Here is an 18606-nt window from a genome sequence, read left to right on the forward strand (position 1 = left end):
GACGTGGTCTCGGCTGCTCAGGCGCCCTTGAGCGCGGGGGCCTTCGGGGCGCGCCGTTCTGCGGACTCGGCACGGGCGGCGTGATAGAAGCCCGGGCTCTCGGCGGCACAGCCGGAGCAGATCGCGGCGTGCTGCGCACTGGGGTCGCGGTCCATCTCGACGGCCACGTAGTGCTTGTCGCAGACGTGGCAGCGGATGCGGGCCTCCCAGATGTCGTCGACCTCGTCGCGCGGGTCGTTCCCGCGGTGCAGCAGCGGACCCGGGCCGAGCTTCAGCGCCGCCGCGTAGCCGCCGACGGCCAGGGCGAGGCTGGCGGGGGCGGACCAGGACGCGGCGGTGGGGCCGCCGAACTCGGCCATCGCGATGCCGGTGCCGGCGGCCGCCAGCCAGACCAGGACGCCGGGCGTCATCAGACGCAGCCGTCCGGGCCGGAATTCGGGCAGGCCGTCGCGGTCGTCCTCGGCGAGCACGATGTGGGTGAGGGCGATGCCGACCCAGGCCACCACGAACACGCCCTGCCACTGCAGTGCCGTGAGGAGGTAGCTGAGCACGTCGGTCAGCATGAGCAGGTAGACCAGGACGCCGGCCGCGACCGTCCACACCGTGCGGTGCAGCCGCACTTTGAACAGGCGGGAGCAGAAGGCCTCGAGGTTCGTCGAGGCGAGGTAGAAGTTGGCGGTGTTGATGCGGGTCTGGCTGACCCAGATCAGGCCGACTCCGGCCAGGCCCATGAGCCCCACCACCGCGTACACGACGGACACCTCGCTGAAGCCGCCCTCGGTGGGAACGGTGGAGGCCAGGTAGATCCCGATGAGTCCGTTGACCAGGAAGGTCGCCAGGTAGAAGACGGGGCCGAAGGTGACCGCGCCGTGGAACCGGGCGTCGCGCTCCTTGGAGAACCGGGCGAAGTCGATCGTGTACATCATCATGATCCACACGCCCATGTACGTCGTGTAGGCGAACAGCCATCCGGGGACCCCGGGGACGGCCGGCGCCGTGGCCTGGACATGCAGCCAGTCTCCGCTGAAGCCGTAGCGGACGCCCGCCCAGATGACGGCGGCGGTCAGGCCGATGACGTAGAAGGGCAGCAGGACGCCGTTCAGCTTGTCGAGCCAGGCGCGGACGCCACCGAACACCAGCGGCACGCTGTAGGCCACCACGACCAGGTACCAGAAGGCGATGTCCATGCCGCCGAAGTAGTGATGCAGGGCCACGGCCACCACGGATCCCTCGAACACCGCGTAGTAGATCGCGGTTGCGGCGAAGATCAGCGGGGCCAGCACGGCGCCGAAGTAGCCGAACATGCGGCGCGACATCAGCGCGACGGTCAGGCCCGTGCGGGCGGCGTAGCGGGACAGCACGTAGTTGAGCCCCCCGTGGGTGGCGACGGCCAGACCGATGCCGACGAGCGCCGGCCCGGTGCCCACGGCGGAGGCCACCGACGCGGCCACCACCAGCCAGAACATCGCACTGAACAGTGCGGCCCAGGCCATGGACAGCGACAGCCGGCCGCTGCGCCAGGAACGCGGAACGACGTGTGTGGAGTAGTCCTCCGTCGCCGCTTCCTTCACCACTCTGGGGTCGTCTTCGAACGAGACCTCGAGCTCGGCTCGCTCGGTTGCTTCTCGGGACATGCGCAACCTCCCACGCATTCGCCGGACTCTCCTGGCGAGGCGTGCAAGCCAGACTCCGGATGAAGACGTCCCCGACCAATGCGCGGTTGGGACAGCTCGGCGAAGGGCTTTGGCCCACTGGGTGATTTCGCAGGTCAGGACTGTTCGCGAAGCCGGAGGGCGATCCAGAGTTCGGCGCGGACCGTGGGATCGTCCAGCTCGCAGTCGAGGAGTTCGGCAATCCGGTTGAGCCGGTAGCGCAGCGTGTGGCGGTGGATGCCGAGTGCCGATGCGGAGGCGTCGACCAGGCCGTTGTGGGAGAGGAAGACGTGGAGCGTGGCCACCAGGTCCAGCCGTGACCGGTTCGCGTGACGGTCCAGCGGTTCCAGCAGCGACCCGGCCCAGCCGGCGGCGTCCGGGGTGCGCAGATGCTTCAGCAGTCCCGCCGCCGCGAGGTCCCGGGCGAGAACGAGACGGCCCGACGACGGTGAGGCATGGAAGACGGCGCGCGCCCGCCGCCAGGCGTCGGGCAGTTCGTTCATCGGGGCGGGATCGCTGACCGCTCCGCGCGAGTGCGGTACGTGCATCAGGACCTCTTCGAGGCTCGTCGTCTCGCCCTCGGCCTCCGAGAGCACGACGAGCACCATGTCCGGCTCGTGGGAAGCGGTCAGAGCGGACATCATGCGCAGCGCCTGATGGTCCTCGGCAGCCTGCAGCAGATCGGGCAACTGCTCGTGCGGAGCGCCCAGCACGGCGATGCGCAGCGGCGGGTCCGGGAAGGGGACGGCGAGGGTCTCCGCGAGCCGGACCGCGAGGTCGCAGTGACCGCTCACCGCCAGCTGGACGACGGCCGAGTGGGCCCGCCGGTCGGCTTCCCGCAGGTCCCACCGTCCGTACAGGTCCAGGGAGAGCAGCCCCACCGCGGTGGTCAGCACCGACCGTTCGACCGGGCTGAGCGCGGTGGCCCGGCCGGCCACCAGGAAGCCGCCGATCCGGCCGTGCACCGGCAGCGGCAGCATCGCGACGCTCTCCCCGGCCATGGTCAGCGCGACGCTGCGCTGCGGGTCCGCGGTGTACAGCCGATCGATCTCGATCCGCACCCTGGCGGCGTGCTTGCGGGCCGACTCCGGCGCCCCGCAGCGCAGGGACCCCGTCGGGTCCAGCAGCAGGATCCAGCAGTCGAGAGCCCGGGCCAGCCGGTTGACGACCTCGCGGACCCCGCCGGACGACAGCGCTCCGCGCGTCAGGTTGTACTGGGCCTGGACCGCTCCGAGCAGGCCTTGCTGCTCGTCGCGGGCGACGGCCCCGGCGACGGCCTTGCTGATCTCGATGAAGGGCGTCGCGGACGGGACCTCGATCAGCGGGAAGCCGTGCCGGCGGGCGGCCTCGACGAGCGCACCGGGGATCTCGCCATGTGCCGGGCCGACTCCGAATCCGAGTCCGGCGGCCCGCCGTTCGGCGAGCCGGGCGACGTACCCGTCCCACCCGGGGTCCGGTTCGGTGCGCTGCAGCCCGGTGGTCAGCAGAAGCTCGCCCGGCTCGAGGTAGGGGGTGGGATCGTCGAGTTCGCTCACATGGACGCGGCACACCGGCCGGTCCGGTTCGGCGGGCACGATCGCCTTCAGAGCCAGGTCCCGGCGCGCCAGCAGGAAGCTGAGCGAGGACGGCATCTGTTCTCCCGGGCGCACAGGCCGGGGCCTGCGAGGGGCGCGGATTCGATTACGTCCAGTATGGCGTGTTTGCCGGATTTTGAGCCGGGTGCTTTCCGGCCGGTCCGCGCGGCGGCGTCCGCACCTGCCCCGCGCGGATCGGCCGGTCAGGATTCCGGGGTGCCCGCCGTGCCGCTGTGCTCGGGTTCGTCCGGGCGGCGGCTGAGCCGGTGCGGCCACCACATGGGCGGCCCGACGTCCAGGAACAGTGCGGTGACCAGGACGGACCGCACGATGAAGGTGTCCAGCAGCACGCCGACGGCGACCGTGAAACCGATCTCGGAGAAGCCGGTGAGCGGCAGTGTCCCCAGCGCCGCGAAGGTGCCGGCGAGTACCAGACCGGCCGAGGTGATGACCGCGCCGGTCGCGGCCAGGGCGGTGAGCGTTCCGCGGCGGGTGCCCTCCAGGGCGGACTCCTCGCGGATCCGGGTGGACAGGAAGATGTTGTAGTCGATGCCGAGGGCCACCAGGAAGACGAACACGAAGAGCGGGAACGCGCTGTCCTCGCCTGCGTAGTCGAAGACGTGACGGAAGGCCAGGGCACTGATGCCCAGAGCGGCCGCGAACGACAGCACCACCGTGGCCATCAACACCAGGGGCGCCACCAGGGCCCTCAGCAGCAGGGTGAGGATCACCAGCACCACGACGAGCACCAGCGGGATCACCACGACGTTGTCGCGGGAGGACGCCGTCTGCGCGTCCAGCAGCGCCGCCGTGCCGCCGCCGACCTTCGCGTCGGCCCCCGGTACCGTGTGCACGGCGTCGCGCACGCGCCGGACGGTGTCCTTGGCCGCCTGGCTGTCGGACGGCGCGGTCATCGTCGCCTCGAACAGCACCCTGCCGTCGTGCCGGGGCGCCGCACCCTGCGGGATCCCGATCGACCGCGGGACGACACCGGGGGTGGTCGCCACCACCCGACCGACCTCCCGCTCGGTGCCCGTACGGGTGACGATCAGCAGCGGGTCGCCGCTGCCCGCCGGGAAGTACCGTGCGGCCAGCCGCTGCCCGGTGATCGACTCCTTGTCCTCGGTGAACGCATCGGCGTTGCTGATGCCCTCGGCACGCAGCCCGAGGATGCCGAACGACACCGCGCCCAGGACCACGGCCGTGATCACCCAGACGGCCCGCGGCCGCACGGCCAGCCGCCTGCCCACGCGGGCCCACAGTCCCTTCTCCGTCGGCTCGACGGTCCCCTGGTGGGGGATCGGCGGCCAGAAGACCCACCGCCCTACGATCACCAGCAGCGCCGGGAACAGCGTGAGCATGGCGATCACGCCGATCAGGACGCCGACCGCGCACACCGGTCCCAGGCCGCTGGTCGAGTTCATCTCGGCGACCAGAAGCACGAGCATGCCCATGCAGACCGTGGCACCGCTCGCCAGCACGGCCGGCCCGGCCCGGTGCAGGGCGAGCGCCATCGCCTCGTGCCGGTCCTCGTGGCGGCGCAGTTCCTCGCGGTAGCGGGCGACCAGCAGCAGGGCGTAGTCGGTGCCGGCGCCGAACACGAGCACCGTGAGAATGCCGGCGCTCTGCGCGTTGACCGTCAGATCGGCGTGTGCGGCGAGCAGATAGACGATCGCCTGTGCGCACAGCAGCGCGGCCACCACGGACACCACCGGAACCAGCAGCAGCGTCGGACTGCGGTAGGTGATCAGCAGGGCCACGACCACGACGGCGAGGGCCGCCAGCAGCAGGGTCGAGTCGATTCCCGCGAAGGTCTCCGAGAAATCCGCCGCGGTACCCGCCGGTCCGGTGACGTGGACCGAGAGCCCGCCGCCACCGCCCACGTCCCGGCGGATGACGTCGACGGCCTCGGCGACACTGTCGAAACCCTTCTCACCGACCGTGACCGGCACGAGAACCAGGGCGGCCCGGGGAGCCGACGGGCTGTTGTAGACGGGGCCGCGGGTCTGCTCGCCGCGGATGCCGTTCTTGTCCAGAGTCCGGAAGCGGGCCGCTGCTCCGGCGATCTCCCGGCGGTCGGCGTCCGTCAGGCCGGACGCCCGTGCGTAGAGCACCACGGCGGGTAGCGTCTCGGGCCGGAACTCCTTGGACAGCTCCAGCACTTGGGTCGACTCGGCGCCCCCGGGCAGCCACGAGACCGCGTCGTTGTCCTCGACGTCACCGAGCTTCTGGGCCAGAGGTGCCAGCGCAAACAGCACCAGCAGCCACAGCAGCAGCACCAGCCACTTGGAGCGGCGGCCGCACACCAGCCACGCCACGCTCCCACGCGGTCTGTTCGACACAGGGCCCCCATCGCCGGTGAGCGTGCCCGGCGGACGCCCACGAAACAGTTCCCCATACGATTCGGCCCGACGGCTTCCGGAATGTGCCCGTTCCGTGTCCGTGCGCAGCCGTCGGCCATGGCAGGCTTGTGCCATGGCCGTGCAGATCAACCCCAGTATCCTCTCCGCCGACTTCTCGCGCCTGGCGGAGGAGGCGAAGGCCGTCGACGGCGCCGACTGGCTTCATGTGGACATCATGGACAACCATTTCGTCCCCAACCTCACCCTGGGCGTGCCGGTCGTGGAATCCCTCAGCCGGGCCGCCGGCACGCCGCTCGACTGCCATCTGATGATCGAGGACCCAGACCGGTGGGCGCCTGCGTACGTGGAGGCCGGGGCCGGTTCGGTCACCTTCCACGCCGAGGCGGCGGCCGCGCCGGTGCGCCTGGCCCGCGAGATCCGGGCCAAGGGCGCGCGGGCGTCGATGGCACTGAAGCCGGCCACCCCGATCGAGCCGTACGAGGACCTGCTGCCCGAACTCGACATGCTGCTGGTCATGACCGTCGAGCCCGGCTTCGGCGGCCAGGCGTTCCTCGACGTCATGCTGCCGAAGATCCGCCGTACCCGGGAACTGATCGCCCGCAACGGGCTCGAGCTGTGGCTCCAGGTGGACGGCGGGGTCTCGGCGTCCACCATCGAACGCTGTGCCGAGGCGGGCGCCGATGTGTTCGTCGCCGGATCGGCCGTCTACGGGGCGGACAACCCCGCAGCGGCCGTCGAGGCGCTGCGGAACCAGGCCGAGGAGGCGACGCACAAGGCTCCGTGGGCCTGCGCCCACTGACCCGGGGGTCTCGCTCCGGTCGCCGCAGGCCGGGGACGCGCGAGGATGATCGACTCCTATGGCGTCTGACAGGATGAGCATCAGATCGAGCAATTGAGCAGTGAGGAGATCGCGGTGTCGACTGGCCGGATGGGACCCGCTGAGCTGGTGCAGGCGGCGGCCATGGCCCGCCGCTTCTACCTCGAGAGCAAGTCCAAGATCCAGATCGCGGAGGAATTCGGGGTCAGCCGTTTCAAGGTCGCGCGGGTGCTGGAGACCGCGCTCGAACGCGATCTCGTCCGGATCGAGATCCGGGTGCCGGCCGAGCTCGACGCGGAACGCTCCGACGCCCTGCGGGCCCGGTACGGCCTTCGGCATGCCGTCGTCGTCGAGTCCCCGGCCGACGCCGCGGACGACGCACCCGACCCCGAGAACCTGGGCGAGGTCGCGGCCGGCCTGCTCGGTGAACTCGTGACGGAGGGGGACGTTCTGGGGTTGGCCTGGGGCCGCTCCACCATCCACATGGCCGCCGCCCTGGACCGCCTTCCGCCCTGCACGGTCGTCCAGCTCACCGGGGTGTACGACGCGGGGACGGCCGAGCGCGGCTCCGTCGAGGCGGTGCGCCGGGCGGCGCAGGTCTCCGGGGGCGAGGCGCACCCCATCTACGCACCCATGCTGCTGCCGGATCCCGCCACGGCCGCCGCCCTGCGCGGACAGACCGGTATCGCCCGGGCCTTCGAGTACTTCGACAAGGTCACGGTCGCGTGCGTGTCCATCGGCTCGTGGGAGCCGGGCGTCTCGACGGTGTACGACATGCTGTCCAACGACGAGCGCGCCCACTACGCCTCGCTCGGCACCGCCGCCGAGATGTCGGCCCACCTCTTCGACTCCGAGGGCCGGCGGATCGGCCGCGACCTGCAGGAGCGCTGCATCACGGTCGAGGCGGACCGGCTGCGCCGGATCCCTGAGGTCGTCGCCATCGCGGGGGGCCGCCGCAAGGCCGCGGCGATCGGCGCCGTCCTGCGATCCGGCCTGGTCACCAGCCTGGTCACGGACACCGCTGCCGCCGATTTCCTGCTCCACGAGAGCGTTCCCGGCCCGCGCCCGGCTCTGGACCGCGCAGACCCGGACGGCTGACCCGGCCGCCCCGGACGTCTCCTCCGGCGGTGCCGGACGGCCCGTGCCGCGGCAGGTCTTCCTGCTTCCCCGTGACAGCGTCGGCAAGCCTCTCCGGAAGGGGCGCACGGGAGCATCCGGAAGGTGACGGACCGCTCGCCGATGACGGAGCCGGTCCCTTGGCCGTGCCCGCACGGACGGTCCTCCTCACGACGGCTGCCGAACTGCCCAGCCGGCGCCGACGGGCGGGTGAACAAGCAGTTCAGCGACGCGACGCCGGTTCGTGGAGACACCCAGCGAGGCTGCGGCACGGTCGTCGCGTGCCCCCTGGAACCGGCAGGAACGCGGGTTCTGCCGGGCAGGGCCGATACGGTCCTTGACATCCGACTATGACGCGGTCAGTTCTGCCGAACACCCTTCGAACGGCAACGCTGGGTGTGCTCCCCTCGTGAACCTCGGACCGCCTCCGGCCAGGGTTCGGCCCGCTCCCGCCGCTGACCGGCCCGGACACCGTGCCGGTCAGCTCGTACGGCCCTCGAGCCGTCCCGTCCGGACAGTCACCGGCCGGGCGGGGCGACCCACGAACCCACGGCCGCGGCGTTCCACGCGACCGTGCGCCCTGTCGGGTACGGGCCCCGGCCGTCACATTCGGTAGGGACGGGTGCGATCGGAAACGGCCGAGTCCGCAGCACCCGGCGCCTGAACACCCGCACCCGGTACCGGGACAGCGGTCCGGCCGGCGCTCGGCAGCACCCCGGCCGGTCCACGCGTCCCGTCCGGCCACCCGTTTTGTGGAGGCAGCGCCATGGTTCTCTGTCCCGCAGTCCACACACTCGACCACCCCGTGGGCGCCCTCGACCCGGACGCCGCCGACCTCCACACCGAGGGCGAACTCCTGCGCCGGTACGGTCCGATCATCCCGGTGACGGTCTCCGGGGTGCCGGTCTGGATGACCACGGGACACGCCGCCTCGAAGGCCGTGCTGGACCACCACCCGGACCTGGCCAAGGGCCTCGCGCACTGGCGGGCCCTCCAGGAGGGCCGGGTTCCGCAGGGCTGGCCGCTGCTGCCGATCCTGGCCGGGGCGAACATGCTCAACGCCAACGGCGCGGACCACAGGCGGTTGCGCACGCTGATCGCCCAGGCGTTCACCCCGCGCCGGATCCGGGAGTTCACCCCCCGCATCGAGGAGATCACCGAAGGGCTCCTCCACCGTCTTGCGGCGGGGACCGCCGACGGACCGGCCGACCTCAAGGCGGAGTTCGCCTACCCGATGCCCATGGCGGTGATCTGCGAGTTCTTCGGCGTCCCCGACCCGCGCGACCGGAACGCCCTGCACACCCACTTCGAGACCCTGCTCAGCAGCACGCCCACACCAGAGGAACTCCAGGCCGCCCACCTCGGTATCCAGAGCGAGCTGCGGCGGCTCGTCGACGGCAAGCGGCGCGTCCCGGGCGACGACCTGACCACCGCACTCATCGCCGCCCACGCGGAGGACGGCGACCGGCTCAGCGAACAGGAACTCATCGACACGCTTCTGCTGTTCCTGCTCGGCGGCCACGACACCACCGTCAATCTCATCACCAACACCGTCCGGGCCCTGCTGTCCCACCCCGATCAGCTCGACCGGCTGCAGCGGGGCGTGCACGACTGGGCCGACGCGGTCGAGGCCGGTCTGCAGTGGTCCGGACCCGTCCGCGGCATCTACCTGCGGTTCGCGACCCGCGACACGCACATCGCGGGGACCCTGGTCCGGTCCGGCGAACCCGTCATGGTCGCCCTTGCCTCCGCCAACCGCGACGCCGACGTGATCCCGCAGGCCGAACGCTTCGACATCACCCGCAACAACCGCTCCCACATCGCCTTCGGCGCCGGTGCCCACTTCTGCATCGGCGCGCCGCTGGCCCGCGTGGAGGCCGCGATCGCCCTGCGGGCGCTCTTCACGCGCTTCCCCCGACTGACGGCGGCCGTGGCCGACCGCGACCTCGTCCCCCTCACGTCCTACGGGATGAACGGCCTCCAGGCGCTGCCCGTCCATCTGGAGCCGCAGGCTCTCGCAGCCTGAGAAACCAAGCAGCACCGAGTCGGCATCCGGGCGCCTCGTGTGCCGGTGATCTGCGCGGTGGGAGGCTCGCGGAGATCACCGGCATGCGTGTCGTCCGGAGAGCGGAAAAAACCTCGCGCGGCGGTGTCGAGAACCCGTGACCGGCTCCGTCCCCGGTGTGAACGCGACCACAATGGGTCGCACCAGCACCGAGGAGAACCACGATGGCCAAGTACCTGCTGCTGAAGCACTACCGCGGCGCCCCGGCTCCGGTCAACGACGTGCCCATGAACCAGTGGGAGCCGGAGGAGATCTCGGCGCACGTGCAGTACATGAACGACTTCGCGGCCCGGCTGGAGAGGTCCGGCGAGTTCGTCGACGGCCAGGCGCTCGCCCCCGAGGGGACGTGGGTCCGGTACGACGGCGAGGGACTCCCGCCGGTCACCGACGGCCCGTTCGCCGAGACGAAGGACCTCATCGCCGGCTGGATGGTGATCGACGTCGACAGCCACGAGCGGGCCGTCGAGCTGGCCGGGGAACTGTCGGCCGCGCCCGGGGCGGGCGGCAAGCCGATCCACGAGTGGCTCGAGGTCCGCCCGTTCCTGACCGCGCCGCCCACCGTCACGGAGTGAACAGATGGACGAGGCCCTGCTCCGGAGCCTCACGCCGAGCGTGCTCGCCGTCCTCGTCCGCCGCGGAGCCGACTTCGCGGCGGCCGAGGACGCCGTGCAGGACGCGCTGGTCGAGGCGGTCCGCCTCTGGCCGGCCGGTCCTCCGCAGGACCCGAAGGGCTGGCTGGTCACCGTCGCGTGGCGCAAGTTCCTCGACCGGGCCCGGGCGGACACCGCCCGCCGCCGGCGTGAGGACCTCGTCAGCGTCGACGCGGCGGAGCCGGCGCCCGGGCCCGCGGTGGACGACACGCTCCGGCTGTACTTCCTGTGCGCCCACCCGTCCCTCACGCCGTCGTCGGCGGTCGCGCTCACGCTGCGCGCCGTCGGCGGGCTGACCACCCGCCAGATCGCCCGGGCCTACCTGGTCCCCGAGGCGACCATGGCGCAGCGCATCAGCCGTGCCAAGCGCACCGTCTCCGGGGTGCGGTTCGACCGGCCCGGCGATGTCGCCACCGTGCTGCGCGTCCTCTACCTGGTCTTCAACGAGGGCTACTCGGGCGACGTCGACCTCGCCGCCGAGGCCATCCGGCTCACCCGGCAACTGGCGGCCGCGATCGACCATCCCGAGGTGGCGGGTCTGCTCGCCCTCATGCTGCTCCACCACGCACGGCGCTCCGCCCGGACCGCGCCCGACGGCAGCCTGGTGCCGCTCGCCGAACAGGACCGCAGCCGGTGGGACACCGAGTCGATCGCCGAGGGCATCGAGATCCTCCAGGCGGCTCTCGCCAGCGACCGGCTGGGGGAGTACCAGGCCCAGGCCGCCATCGCTGCACTCCACGCCGACGCACCCACCGCCGGAGAGACCGACTGGGGGCAGATCGTCGAGTGGTACGACGAGCTCGTACGCCTTACCGGCAGCCCGGTCGTCCGACTGAACCGCGCGGTGGCCGTCGGTGAGGCCGACGGGCCGCGCGCCGGGCTGGCGGCGCTTGCGGAGGTGGACGCCTCCATGCCCCGCCATGCGGCGGTGTCGGCGCACCTCCACGAGCGCGACGGCGACCTGGTGACGGCCGCACGTCTGTACGCCGAGGCGGCATGCCAGGCCTCCAACCTCGCCGAGCGTGACCACCTGACGCGCCGGGCCGCCCGGCTCAATGCCCGGTGCCGCTGACGGGTCGGGATCGGCTCTTCCGGCCTCCGTGACGGCCGTGCGGGACCCTGGATGGCCACGGACGGGGGTCATCGGAGATGATGATCGAGGAGCCGGAGACCGCTCCGGATGCCGGACGGCACTGAACTCCCCACCAGCCCCGACGCGAAGCAGCAGGTGAGAGAGTCAGCATGCGTTTCCTCAACGACATCGAACCGTCGTACGACCTGACGTACGACGACGTGTTCATGGTGCCCGGCCGTTCCGCGGTCGGCTCCCGTCAGCAGGTCGACCTGTCGTCGCCCGACGGGACGGGCACCACGATTCCCCTCGTGGTCGCCAACATGACCGCGATCGCCGGCCGCCGCATGGCCGAGACGGTCGCCCGCCGGGGCGGCATGACCGTCATCCCGCAGGACATCCCGCTGGACGTGGTCACCGAGGTCATCGGATGGGTCAAGCAGCGGCATCTGCTCCTGGACACGCCCATCGTGCTCGAGCCGCACTCGACGGTCGCCGACGCACTGTCCCTGCTGCCCAAGCGGGCGCACGGCGCGGGAGTCGTCGTCGCCGAGGGCCGTCCGGTCGGCGTCGTCACCGAATCCGACCTCACCGGCGTGGACCGCTTCACGCAGCTGTCCGAGGTGATGTCGCGGGAGCTCCTGCTGCTCGCCGCGGACATCGACCCGCACGAGGCCTTCGACCGTCTCGACTCCGCCCACCGCAAGCTCGCGCCCGCCGTGGACCGCGACGGGCGGCTGGCCGGCATCCTCACCCGCAAGGGGGCACTGCGCGCCACGCTCTACACCCCGGCCACCGACGACCGGGGAAGGCTGCGGATCGCCGCGGCCCTCGGCGTCAACGGCGACATCGCGGGGCGCGCCGAGGGCCTGCTCGACGCCGGTGTGGACACCCTCGTGGTCGACACCGCGCACGGCCACCAGGAGTCGATGATCAACGCGCTCAGGGCCGTGCGCGCGCTGGATCCCCAGGTCCCCGTCGTCGCCGGCAACGTCGTCGCGGCCGAGGGCGTCCGCGACCTCGTCGAAGCCGGGGCGGACATCGTCAAGGTGGGCGTCGGGCCGGGCGCCATGTGCACCACCCGGATGATGACCGGCGTGGGCCGCCCGCAGTTCTCCGCGGTTCTCGAGTGCGCCGCCGAGGCGCGCCGGCTCGGCAAGCACGTCTGGGCGGACGGAGGGGTCCGGCACCCCCGTGATGTCGCGATGGCCCTGGCAGCCGGTGCCTCCAACGTCATGATCGGCTCCTGGTTCGCGGGCACCTACGAGTCGCCGGGGGACCTCCAGCACGCGGCCGACGGCCGCCCGTACAAGGAGAGCTTCGGGATGGCCTCGGCCCGCGCCGTGCTCAACCGCACCAGCGAGGAATCGGCCTACGACCGGGCCCGCAAGGGCCTGTTCGAGGAGGGCATCTCCACGTCGAGGATGTTCCTCGACCCGGACCGGCCCGGAGTCGAGGACCTGATCGACTCGATCATCGCCGGGGTCCGCAGCTCCTGCACCTATGCGGGCGCCGACACCCTGGAAGCGTTCCACGAGCGCGCCGTCGTCGGAGTGCAGAGCGCTGCGGGGTACGCGGAGGGCAAGCCCCTGCATGCCAGCTGGTAGTCGCGGCCGGACCCCTGGGGCCCGGCCGCGGGTGACGGCAGGCGCAGCGCACGCCTGCCGTCACCCCGCCCTCAGCCGGCGGCGGCCGCCGCCGGCTGAGGGCGGGGTGACGGCCATGCGCAGGGCGTCCGCGACGGCGGCGGCCAAGGTCGCGTGCCCGTCGTCGTTCGGGTGCAGACCGTCGGCGAGATGCTCCGGACCCAGCAGCCGGAGGCCCGGCAGCAGTGCCAGATGCCGGTCCCCGGCTGCCGCACGCTCCAGCACCGCCGACTCCTGGGCGTCGCGCAACCGGCCGAGCGTGGCGCCCAGCCGGTTCGGGACGTCTTCCGCCTCGGGACGCAGCGGCGGGGACACGACGAGCAGCGGCGTACCGGGCCGGCCCTGCCGGACGAGGTCGAGGAAGGTCCGCGTCGTCTCGTACAGCAGCGCAGCCGAAGCCGGCACTCCCGACCAGCAGTTGGTGCCGAAGGCGAGGGTGATCAGGTCGCAGGGGAGCGCGGCGATCTGTTCGGCGCACGCGGCCTCGCCGTGCGCCGAACCCGCGTAGCCCAGGTTGACCGTGTCGAGCCCGAGAGTGCGTCCCACGACGGACGGCCAGCTCAGCGCAGGGCGGGTGGCGAGCCAGCCCTCGGTGATGGAGTCGCCGTGCACGACCCAGCGCGGTCGCGGGGGTGCGGGGGCAACGGCTCCGCTGCCGCGCACGCCCAGGACGACGGGGGACAGGGACTCCGGCAGGTGGACGGTGACCGGGCCGAGGCCCGGCGGCAGGGTCAGTCGCACCGTCTCGTCCTCGCCCACCACCGCCGGTACACGATCGAGCGGTACGTCGCCGCGCCACGCCTCGAAGACGGGCTCGGCCACCCTGAGGGCCTCGGCCGGACCGGGCTCGCCCGCGCGGTAGCGCACCTCGAGACGCGCACCCGCGTCGGCCGTCAGCTCCAGCCGGACGCCGGCCGGCAGCGCCGCGCGCTCCCACATGTCCAGGGGCAACCGCAGCCGGTCGTCGGGGTCCGCCCGCACCGGCCGACCCTCGTACCACCAGGACAGACCTCGCAGGTAGGGCGCCGGATCCTGCCAGTCGCCGCTCATCGCTCACCGCCGTTCGTCAGGGGTCGCATCCCGGCTACCCCGCCCCGGGCCGGACCCACGCAGGAATGTGATCTTCCGGTGCTGCGAGAGCCCGTCTGCCTCGTGTTGTACTTCAGATGCGGCTTCGGCGCCGCATCCGGCAGAGCCCACACGCCCCCTCGGAGAAGTGATCCACCCGTCGTGCGACTCAACGATCTCGACGAACGCATCGTCCACGTCCTCGCCGAGGACGCCCGCCGCTCCTACGCGGACATCGGCGCCGAGGTGGGCCTGTCGGCGCCCGCCGTCAAACGGCGGGTCGACCGGCTCCGCGCCCAAGGGGCCATCACCGGGTTCACCGTGCGGGTGGACCCGGCCGCACTGGGCTGGGAGACCGAGGGGTTCATCGAGATGTACTGCCGCCGGAACACCTCGCCCGAGGCGATCCACCGGGGGCTGTCCCGATACCCGGAGGTGGCCTCCGCCTCCACCGTGACCGGCGAGGCCGATGCCATCGTCCAGGTCTTCGCCTCCGACATGCGCCATTTCGAGCGCGTCCTGGAGCGGATCGCGGGCGAGCCGTTCGTGGAGCGCACCAAGTCCGTGCTGGTGCTCTCCCCGCTGCTGCGCCGCTACGGTTCGGGCACTCCCGGTTGAACCGCCCTGCGGAGCACCGCAGTTGAGAGCGCGCGAACCGGGAGTCGGCACCAGCATCGGTACGCGCTTCTCCCTCTCTGGTGGCCCTCGGGCCGCGGCTGACATCCATGGCGTCGAACCCCGACCGGTGACCGGCGCCCATCAGACAACGAATCGCCGGATCGGGCCGGAAACGCGCAACGAATCGCACGCCGGTGCGCAACGGAGCAGCCTTGTCCGCCGCGAGAGCCGGCCGTACCGTCGATGACGTCACTCCGAAAGAGCCCCACCGCACCACGCAAGAGGAACCATGACGCCGCTGCGCATTGCGCTGCACCAAGGTCCGAGCGGCGTCCCCGCCACCAGCAGCGAAAGCCTCACCGCGCTCGAGAGCGCCGCGGCCCGTGCCGAGTCCGCCGGCGCATCGCTGCTGGTCGCCTCGGAGCTCTATCTGACGGGCTATGCCCTCGGCGGCGCTGTCCGGGATCTGGCCGAGCCCGCCGACGGCGACGGCGCGCGGCGGGTGGCGGAGATCGCCGCCGAGCACCGCATCTCCGTCGCCTACGGTTACCCCGAGCGGGACGGCGAGGCGCTCCACAACTCCGTCCAGCTGATCGGCCCGGACGGCGGCCGGCAGGCCAACTACCGCAAGACCCATCTCTTCGGCGACTTCGAGACGGCCCACTTCACCCCCGGGGACGTCCCCGTGGTCCAGGCCGTCGTCGACGGTGTCACCGTCGGTCTGCTCATCTGCTACGACGTGGAGTTCCCGGAAACCGTGCGTGCCCACGCGCTCGCCGGAACCGAAGTGCTGCTGGTGCCGACCGCCCTGATGCGGCCCTTCGAGATCGTCCCGCAGACCGTTCTCCCGGTGCGCGCCTGGGAGAACCAGATGTACATCGCCTACGCCAACCGCTGCGGCCGGGAAGGGGAGTTCGACTTCGCCGGCCTCAGCTGCCTCGCCGCCCCCGACGGCACGGTGCGGGCCCGCGCCGGAGCCGACGACGACCTTCTCGTCGCCGAGGCCGACACCGCGTTGCTGACGGCCTCCCGGCTGCGCAATCCCTATCTCGGCGATCGCCGCCCGGCGCTCTACACCTCGCTGGTCTGAGCCGCCGACCACTCCGATCAGACCCCGAATCACCTTTTCCCGCAGGAGAGTTCAGCCCATGACGTCCACGGTGCCCACCGCGGTCCACGACGAGCAGCACGCCGCGGCGCAGGCCGACCCGCCGATCACCATGTTCGGCCCGGACTTCCCCTACGCCTACGACGACTACCTCGCCCACCCGGCCGGTCTCGGATCGGTTCCGGCGACCGAGCACGGCAGCGAGGTCGCGGTCATCGGCGGCGGACTCTCCGGCATCGTCACCGCGTACGAACTGATGAAGATGGGCCTCAGGCCCGTGGTCTACGAGGCCGACCGAATCGGCGGCCGGCTGCGCACGGTGGGCTTCGAGGGCTGCGACGCGGCCGCCGGGGACGGCGCTCCGCTGACGGCGGAGATGGGCGCCATGCGCTTCCCCCCGAGCTCGACGGCCTTCCGCCACTACGTCGACCTCGTCGACCTGGAGACCAAGCCGTTCCCCAACCCCCTGTCCCCCGGTACCCCTTCGACCGTCGTCGACCTCAAGGGCGAGTCCCACTACGCGCGCAGCCTCGACGACCTCCCCGAGGTCTACCACCAGGTCATGCACGCCTGGAACCGCTGTCTGGAGGAGGGCGCCGACTTCTCCGGGATGCAGCGCGCCATCCGCGAGCGCGACGTGCCGAGGATCCGCGAGATCTGGTCGCAGCTCGTCGAGAAGCTCGACAACCAGACCTTCTACGGCTTCCTCTGCGACTCGCCGGCCTTCAAGTCCTTCCGGCACCGGGAGATCTTCGGCCAGGTCGGGTTCGGCACCGGCGGCTGGGACACCGACTTCCCGAACTCGATCCTGGAGATCCTGCGCGTCGTCTACACCGGCGCGGACGACGACCACCGCGGCATCGTCGGCGGCAGCCAGCAGCTGCCGCTGCGGCTGTGGGAGCGGGAGCCGGCCAAGGTCGTGCACTGGCCGTACGGGACCTCGCTCGCCTCGCTGCACGACGGCGCGCCGCGCCCGGCGGTCACCCGGTTGCACCGCACCGCCGGCAACCGGGTCACGGTCACGGACGCCTCGGGAGCCGTCCGCACCTACCGTGCCGCGGTCTTCACGGCACAGAGCTGGTTGCTGCTGTCCCGGATCGACTGCGACGACTCGCTCTTCCCGATCGATCACTGGACGGCGATGGAGCGTACCCACTACATGGAGTCGTCCAAGCTCTTCGTGCCGGTCGACCGGCCGTTCTGGCGGGACCAGGAGGTCGACGACCGGGGCGAACCCACGGGCCGTGACGTGATGAGCATGACGCTCACCGACCGCATGACGCGGGGAACCTACCTCCTCGACGACGGACCGGACCGGCCGGCCGTCATCTGCCTCTCCTACACCTGGTGCGACGACAGCCTCAAGTGGCTGCCGTTGAACGCGAAGGAGCGGATGGACGTCATGCTGAAGTCGCTGTCGGAGATCTATCCGAAGGTCGACATCCGCAGGCACATCATCGGCGACCCGGTGACCGTCTCCTGGGAGAACGAGCCGTGGTTCATGGGCGCGTTCAAGGCGAACCTGCCCGGCCACTACCGGTACCAGCGGCGCCTGTTCACCCACTTCATGCAGGACCGGCTCCCGCAGGACAAGCGCGGGATCTTCCTTGCCGGTGACGACATCTCGTGGACGGCGGGGTGGGCGGAAGGCGCGGTCCAGACTGCGCTCAACGCGGTGTGGGGCGTCATGAAGCAGTTCGGGGGCGGGACGGACCCGTCCAACCCCGGACCGGGCGACGTCTACGACGCGATCGCGCCGGTGGAGCTGCCGGAGGACTGACGGGCCGTCCGGGGTGCCGCCGGTTGCCGGCGCCCCGGATTCCCCGAAACCCTCGAGCGGCAGGAACCCGCTCCCGACTGTGGGCAATTGTCGCCTCGTCGCTTTGTCGCCGAGTGCTGGTGTCTTCGCCGGTGAACTCCTCGCATCCCGGTCGTCGTCTCCCCTTCCGGTGTGCGGCGCCGGTGACCTGACGGGCCGGTCCCGTGCGTTCCGGAATGCATTGCCCTGAGCAACTACCGGCCACGTTCGCCGGGTTCGCGTTTTCGCGACGGCGGTGTCCGGCTGGGGGAGTCCGGTAGCGCTGACCACACCGTCATCCGCTCCGCAGGAATCGGAATACAAAATTCCCGAATATGCGGCCTCGCCCGCTTTTCGGCCAACTCATCGACAGAGTATGGCAATGTGAAAAACAGGCATGCTGTCATGTCCTCGCTAAAGACGGCTCCGACGGGCGGGGCCGTTTTTCAACGGGAGGACATGAGATGCGAAAAGTCCTGAGAGGTATTGCCGCATCGTTCATCGCCACTCTGACCCTCGTCGGTACGGCCACCGCCGCCTCGGCCGCCCCCGCGGACAAGCCGCAGGTACTCGCGAGCTGGACCCAGACCAGCGCGAGCAGCCAGAACGCCTGGATCGCCGCCAATGCCAACCAGGGAGCGTGGGCCGCGTACGGCTACGACTGGTCGACGGACCTCTGTTCCAACTCGCCGGACAATCCGTTCGGCTTCCCCTTCGAACAGTCCTGTGCCCGCCATGACTTCGGCTACCGCAACTACAAGGCCATGGGCACGTTCGACGCCAACAAGTCACGTCTCGACAGCGCCTTCTACGAGGACCTCAAGCGCGTGTGCAACCGCTACAGCGGAGCCACGAAGAGCTCCTGCAACGCCACCGCCTGGACGTACTACGAGGCCGTCAGCGTTTTCGGATACAAGAACGCGACCCTGGGCGGATGAGGGGGCACAGGCCTGACGGTCTCCGGCCCGAGTCCGGATTCTCTCCGTGAAACCGGCCCTCACCTGAAATCGGTGCACGGCCCCTGAGCCCAGCGAGGCCCCCACGGCACCCGGAAGCCGC

General features: G+C 71.3%; 14 protein-coding genes. 10 read left to right on the forward strand and 4 right to left on the reverse strand.

What is annotated here, in order from left to right; genetic code table 11:
- Positions 1–17 precede the first annotated feature (17 nt).
- From M1E25_RS19475 to M1E25_RS19485, 3 genes are all read right to left on the reverse strand, one after another.
- Positions 18–1634 carry a purine-cytosine permease family protein gene (locus tag M1E25_RS19475; RefSeq protein ID WP_251417380.1) on the reverse strand — a complete coding sequence of 539 codons (1617 nt, stop codon included), beginning with the start codon at positions 1632–1634 and terminating at the stop codon, positions 18–20.
- 134 nt (positions 1635–1768) lie between these two features.
- On the reverse strand, positions 1769–3283 hold the full coding sequence (locus tag M1E25_RS19480; RefSeq protein WP_251417383.1) for a PucR family transcriptional regulator: 1515 nt from the start codon (positions 3281–3283) through the stop codon (positions 1769–1771).
- 146 nt (positions 3284–3429) lie between these two features.
- Positions 3430–5544, reverse strand: coding sequence for an MMPL family transporter (locus M1E25_RS19485; protein WP_251417384.1), 2115 nt, complete (start codon positions 5542–5544; stop codon positions 3430–3432).
- A gap of 157 nt (positions 5545–5701) precedes the next feature.
- Between M1E25_RS19485 and rpe the strand changes: the two genes are divergently transcribed.
- The 6 genes from rpe to M1E25_RS19515 all read left to right on the forward strand — a co-directional run bounded on the left by rpe (position 5702) and on the right by M1E25_RS19515 (position 12916).
- A complete protein-coding gene (rpe, locus tag M1E25_RS19490) occupies positions 5702–6388 on the forward strand; it encodes a ribulose-phosphate 3-epimerase (protein WP_251417385.1) in 687 nt (228 codons plus the stop codon).
- A 129-nt stretch (positions 6389–6517) separates the two neighbouring features.
- Positions 6518–7504 carry a sugar-binding transcriptional regulator gene (locus M1E25_RS19495; RefSeq protein ID WP_251417387.1) on the forward strand — a complete coding sequence of 329 codons (987 nt, stop codon included), beginning with the start codon at positions 6518–6520 and terminating at the stop codon, positions 7502–7504.
- Between the two features lie 784 nt (positions 7505–8288).
- On the forward strand, positions 8289–9548 hold the full coding sequence (locus M1E25_RS19500) for a cytochrome P450 family protein (RefSeq protein ID WP_251417389.1): 1260 nt from the start codon (positions 8289–8291) through the stop codon (positions 9546–9548).
- 203 nt (positions 9549–9751) lie between these two features.
- Positions 9752–10159 carry a YciI family protein gene (locus M1E25_RS19505; RefSeq protein WP_251417392.1) on the forward strand — a complete coding sequence of 136 codons (408 nt, stop codon included), beginning with the start codon at positions 9752–9754 and terminating at the stop codon, positions 10157–10159.
- A 4-nt stretch (positions 10160–10163) separates the two neighbouring features.
- Complete coding sequence (locus tag M1E25_RS19510) at positions 10164–11309, forward strand: RNA polymerase sigma factor (protein WP_251417394.1); 1146 nt, start codon at positions 10164–10166, stop codon at positions 11307–11309.
- A gap of 170 nt (positions 11310–11479) precedes the next feature.
- Positions 11480–12916: a GuaB1 family IMP dehydrogenase-related protein gene (locus M1E25_RS19515; protein WP_251417396.1), complete on the forward strand. Its 1437-nt coding sequence runs from the start codon at positions 11480–11482 to the stop codon at positions 12914–12916.
- Positions 12917–12976: 60 nt separating this feature from the next.
- Here the strand turns inward: M1E25_RS19515 and M1E25_RS19520 are convergent, their stop codons facing one another.
- Positions 12977–14005 carry a GDSL-type esterase/lipase family protein gene (locus M1E25_RS19520; RefSeq protein WP_251417398.1) on the reverse strand — a complete coding sequence of 343 codons (1029 nt, stop codon included), beginning with the start codon at positions 14003–14005 and terminating at the stop codon, positions 12977–12979.
- A gap of 180 nt (positions 14006–14185) precedes the next feature.
- On the opposite strand from M1E25_RS19520, the gene M1E25_RS19525 reads away from it, so the two are divergent.
- The 4 genes from M1E25_RS19525 (at position 14186) to M1E25_RS19540 (ending at position 18485) form a co-directional block, all read left to right on the forward strand.
- Complete coding sequence (locus M1E25_RS19525; RefSeq protein WP_251417400.1) at positions 14186–14641, forward strand: Lrp/AsnC family transcriptional regulator; 456 nt, start codon at positions 14186–14188, stop codon at positions 14639–14641.
- Positions 14642–14930: 289 nt separating this feature from the next.
- Complete coding sequence (locus M1E25_RS19530) at positions 14931–15731, forward strand: carbon-nitrogen hydrolase family protein (RefSeq protein WP_251417401.1); 801 nt, start codon at positions 14931–14933, stop codon at positions 15729–15731.
- 58 nt (positions 15732–15789) lie between these two features.
- Positions 15790–17529: a flavin monoamine oxidase family protein gene (locus M1E25_RS19535; RefSeq protein WP_251417403.1), complete on the forward strand. Its 1740-nt coding sequence runs from the start codon at positions 15790–15792 to the stop codon at positions 17527–17529.
- A 482-nt stretch (positions 17530–18011) separates the two neighbouring features.
- A complete protein-coding gene (locus M1E25_RS19540; RefSeq protein WP_251417405.1) occupies positions 18012–18485 on the forward strand; it encodes a phospholipase in 474 nt (157 codons plus the stop codon).
- The last annotated feature ends 121 nt before the right edge of the window (positions 18486–18606 follow it).

This window comes from Streptomyces meridianus, assembly GCF_023703325.1.
Taxonomy (GTDB): domain Bacteria; phylum Actinomycetota; class Actinomycetes; order Streptomycetales; family Streptomycetaceae; genus Streptomyces; species Streptomyces meridianus.